Genomic DNA, 4526 nt, shown 5'->3' with positions numbered 1-4526 from the left:
TTTTAAGCCAAAATATAGTAAAACAACGCTTTGTTTTATAATCTCTTTTCATTAATTCTTAAAACAAATATACTCTTTTTTTTCATCAACCAGAAAAAACTTTATAAAAATATACTTTTTTTCAGAAAAACAAGCAAAGACAAAATATATAATCGACTGATAGTATGCATTCTCAAATATTATTTGAATATTAATATAAGTTATAAATTATTTCTATAAACTTCATTAATTAATCAAAATAAGTCTAACATACTACGACAAATTGTCACTCAGATACTCTTTGGCATTTATTTTGTCTTAACAATACATAATTAACAAATATAACTGGTAAAATATTATACAACATGGAAAAAACTGGTAAAATTGGGGTTACGACCGAAAACATTTTCCCTATCATCAAAAAATTCTTATATAGTGATCATGAAATATTTCTTCGTGAATTAGTGTCTAATGCCGTAGATGCTACTCAAAAATTAAAGACGTACGCATCTTTAGGAGAATTCAAAGGAGAAATGGGCAGTTTGTCGGTAAGTGTATCTATTGACAAAGATAAAGGTACTCTTACAATCTCAGATAAAGGTATTGGGATGACCGATGAAGAAATAGACAAGTACATAAATCAAATAGCATTTTCTTCAGCAAATGAGTTCCTCGATAAATACAAGAAAGACGCTAATTCTATTATTGGACATTTTGGATTAGGTTTTTATTCATCTTTCATGGTATCCAAGAAAGTAGAAATCATCACTAAGTCTTTCAAAGAAAATGCCCAAGCTGTAAAATGGAGTTGCGACGGATCGCCTGAATTTACGCTAGAAGCGGTAGAAAAAGCAGAACGAGGCACTGACATTATTTTATATATAGATGATGAGAATAAAAACTTCCTAGAAAAAGCAGAAGTAGACAAACTATTAAAAAAATACTGTCGTTTCTTACCTATCCCGGTAGTATTTGGGAAGAAAACAGAGTGGAAAGACGGTAAATCGGTAGAGACAGAAGAAGACAATGTTATAAATGATACAAATCCGCTATGGACACGCAAACCTGCTGATTTGAAAGATGAAGATTATAAGAAATTCTACCAAGACTTGTATCCTTTCTCTGACGAACCGATGTTCTGGATACATCTAAACGTTGATTATCCGTTCAAGCTGACAGGAATATTATATTTCCCTCAAGTTAAGAGCAATATAGACCTCAATCGCAACAAGATACAATTATATAGCAATCAAGTATTTGTTACCGATTCTGTAGAAGGTATAGTTCCCGAATTCCTGACATTGATGCATGGGGTTTTGGATTCACCGGACATTCCTCTTAACGTTTCTCGCTCTTATCTGCAAAGTGATCAGAATGTAAAAAAGATATCCAATCATATTACTAAAAAGGTTGCAGACAGGCTGGAAGAAATATTCAAAAATGACCGTAGTCAATTCGAAGACAAATGGGATAGTCTCAAGCTCTTTGTTGAGTATGGCATGCTTACCGACGAGAAATTCTACGACCGTGCTCAAAAGTTCTGTTTATTGAAGAACGTTGACGGTAAAGCATTCACTTTTGAAGAATATAAAACACTTATATCTTCAGATCAAACAGATAAGGATGGCAATCTGATTTATCTATACACCAGCAACAAAGAAGAGCAGTTCTCTTACATAAACACAGCGAAAGACAAAGGCTATGATGTAATTTTATTTGACGGTCAATTAGACGTACACATGGCGGGACTGCTTGAACAGAAATTTGAGAAGAGTCGTTTCGTTCGAGTAGACAGCGACACAGTGGACAATTTGATCTTGAAAGAAGACAGTAAAGAGATCAATCTAACTGATAAACAAAAAGAAGAGTTGAATGAAGCCTTTACTTCTCAACTACCAAAGATTGATAAAACCGAATTCACTGTCGACTACAAATCATTGGACGAAAAGGCACAACCAATACAAATAACTCAGAATGAGTTTATGCGCCGTATGAAGGAAATGTCTGCCATGCAGTCGGGTATGGGATTTTATGGTGAAATGCCTAACAATTACAATCTTGTGTTAAACATCGAGCATCCATTAATCAAAAAGATAATGACAGATATAGATAACAAAGATAAAGAGGCGGTAAGTGCCTATGCTAATGAGAATAAAAATATTCGTCAATTGATAGATTTAGCGCTACTGTCAAACGGTATGCTAAAAGGTGAAGCTTTGAGCAACTTCATCAAGAGAAATATGGAAAATATATAATCTCCAGAATATATTAAATTAAACAGGTAATGGCGGAGCTTAATGTCACTAAAAACAGAAGACATTTTGCTCCGTTTATTATAAAAATTTTTCAAGCTAAAGCTTACTTCCGCCCAAAATCTGCGGGAATCTCACCCCATTCATCAGTCTTCCATTTAAGGATTGTAGTTGTATAAGTATTTGTTTTAAGCCAGTTCTCAGCACGTTCTATCATGTAAAAAAGAGATTCATTCTCGGGAATCCGTTCCAACTTGGTCTTACATTTCTTTTCTTTTACCCACTTTATTGCATTTACACTATCTGAATAAATGGGAATAGAAAAACCTTTCTGCTTCAACAAAGCCAAGCCGTGTACCAAAGCAAGAAACTCTCCAATATTATTTGTTCCTTGTTCAAATGGTCCTTGTTTGAAGACCTCCTCACCAGTCTTCACATATACTCCCCTATACTCCATCAAGCCGGGATTGCCACTACAGGCGGCATCGACAGAAAGGCTATCTTTTATAATCTCGGGAATATTATGTATTGAAACCTGCTTCTTTTTTTCAGCATTCTTACCTACATACAACCAAGGACTTTCATTGTAAGCTTTCTCAGCCTCTAGTTTCGATGGAAATGATTTATAAATAGCACCATCATAACCTTCTACCTGAGCTTTACATTCTGCCCATGAAGAGTAGACACCGGTCTTTACTCCATTCCACACCACATAAAAATTCTTCTTCGCCACCTTATTCCAACAGTATATATCACAAAAATATCCGTAAGCTGTACTTACAGATATTCTACATCTTTTATTACTCTAATTACTTTTCGTTAAAAAAATCAGAAGCCTTTTTTCGTGCCTTATCTGCAAACTCATCAACCTTATCTACAAATTTTTCAGTATAACTTTGCGTATGCTTCGACACGTCTTCAAATAAATCTTTAGCCTTAGTTAAAAAATCTTCTGTTTTTCCTTTAAAGAATTTATCCCAGTCTATATCAAGACCTTCCTTATCCATATAATCTTTAACTACAGAAACAGCTTTAACGGCCTGTTCGTATGTAAGCCCAACCTCATCTTGCAGTTTTTTTATCAAGTTTTCCATGATTATAATTTTTGATGGTTTTTATTTATAGAAAACAACAATTAGATAGACAAAGTTCAGACGATAAAACACATACCAATAGGCTAGAATCTGAATCCGAACGAAACAAAAAAGTTTCGATTTCTTAATTCAGGGCCAATATATGCAATATTGTATAGTCCATATTCATACCCTATGTTTATTGTATATATATCATACACCAGACCAACTTTGGCATTCAAACCATAATCGAATCTTCGCCATCGCTCAGGAGTAAAAGATTCAAATTCGACCTCAGGAACCGTTGTAATAACAGGCTTCCCAATATTATCGGATATGACGGTAACACTACTCGTTGTGCCTGTTCCTTTATATCCATAAGCCAGATAAAGTCCTCCATTAATATTAAATGCCCATGACTTTGTGAAATACAATTCATACCCTAAATTAAACGGCATCTGTATATAGTTGCCTGTAGCATTATAATATTCGTCATACGTAGTTACAGAAATATCACCATTTCTTTCTACTGTATGGATATGTCTTTTCAGCCCTTTCTTTGTTACAAACAATCCTGATTGGAGCTGCATATTACTCCAAAATTTATAATTTACATTGAATCCGATATGAACTCCTACTTTAGCTTGCTTATATGTATTTTCATTCTTAATATCCATTCCGGCGAGGTTCAACCCTACATGAATATCCGAAGTGATACGCTTTTTAGGATACTGAGCATTTATAGTGCCAATACTGCAAACAAATAAAGATATAAGTAAAGATATTTTTAAGATTGTTTTCATAAAGTTAGTATAGCTAATGCAAAGTTAAGAGAATTAATCATATATTAAAGTAAACAAACTTCTTTCATCAAAAATTTCGTTACTCACAGCAAGTATTTGTTCTGCCGTCACAGCTTCTATTTTTTGAGCAGTTTCTGCTAATGTATTGAAGTGGTTATGATGCAAAAAATTCTTCCCTAGAGCTAAAGCCAGATTCTCATGATTATCTCCCATCACTCCTATTTGTCCGATAAGTTGCTTCTTGGCTGTGCTTAGTTGACTTGATGTAAGCTTCTCTTTTCTTAATCTATTTAATTCTTTATGCACCAAACTGATACACTTATCTACATTTCTCTTATCACAGCCAAAATAAATTGAAGTTATCCCCGTATCAGTATATGATGTGATAAGAGAAATGTAGATAAGTGTATCAGTTTGGT

At 33.9% G+C, this 4526-nt stretch carries 5 protein-coding genes; 1 reads left to right on the top strand and 4 read right to left on the bottom strand.

Annotation, left to right across the window (positions count from 1 at the left end; genetic code table 11):
* Positions 1-344: 344 nt before the first annotated feature.
* Entirely contained in the window at positions 345-2234 is a 1890-nt protein-coding gene (htpG, locus tag LDB17_RS10210; RefSeq protein WP_252636424.1) for a molecular chaperone HtpG, read from the top strand.
* A gap of 103 nt (positions 2235-2337) precedes the next feature.
* Here the strand turns inward: htpG and LDB17_RS10205 are convergent, their stop codons facing one another.
* From LDB17_RS10205 to LDB17_RS10190, 4 genes are all read right to left on the bottom strand, one after another.
* Positions 2338-2964: a viroplasmin family protein gene (locus LDB17_RS10205; protein WP_252636425.1), complete on the bottom strand. Its 627-nt coding sequence runs from the start codon at positions 2962-2964 to the stop codon at positions 2338-2340.
* 76 nt (positions 2965-3040) lie between these two features.
* Positions 3041-3325 carry a hypothetical protein gene (locus LDB17_RS10200; RefSeq protein WP_135104098.1) on the bottom strand — a complete coding sequence of 95 codons (285 nt, stop codon included), beginning with the start codon at positions 3323-3325 and terminating at the stop codon, positions 3041-3043.
* Between the two features lie 83 nt (positions 3326-3408).
* Positions 3409-4107 (bottom strand): porin family protein, encoded by a 699-nt coding sequence (locus LDB17_RS10195; RefSeq protein ID WP_252636426.1) that lies wholly within the window; start codon positions 4105-4107, stop codon positions 3409-3411.
* Positions 4108-4140: 33 nt separating this feature from the next.
* Positions 4141-4526, bottom strand: a 386-nt coding sequence (locus LDB17_RS10190; protein ID WP_393925024.1) for a M16 family metallopeptidase, incomplete at its 5' end; no start/stop codon positions are given.

The organism is Dysgonomonas sp. Shenzhen-Wh21 (genome assembly GCF_043392705.1).
Taxonomy (GTDB): domain Bacteria; phylum Bacteroidota; class Bacteroidia; order Bacteroidales; family Dysgonomonadaceae; genus Dysgonomonas.
Note: the sequence above shows the minus strand (reverse complement) of the source record. Positions and strands in the feature narration are given on the sequence as shown.

Coding starts and splice junctions, on each gene's coding strand:
- LDB17_RS10200 (WP_135104098.1), bottom strand. CDS start 3,325: ATGGAAAACTTGATAAAAAAACTGCAAGATGAGGTTGGGCTTACATAC.
- htpG (WP_252636424.1), top strand. CDS start 345: ATGGAAAAAACTGGTAAAATTGGGGTTACGACCGAAAACATTTTCCCT.
- LDB17_RS10195 (WP_252636426.1), bottom strand. CDS start 4,107: ATGAAAACAATCTTAAAAATATCTTTACTTATATCTTTATTTGTTTGC.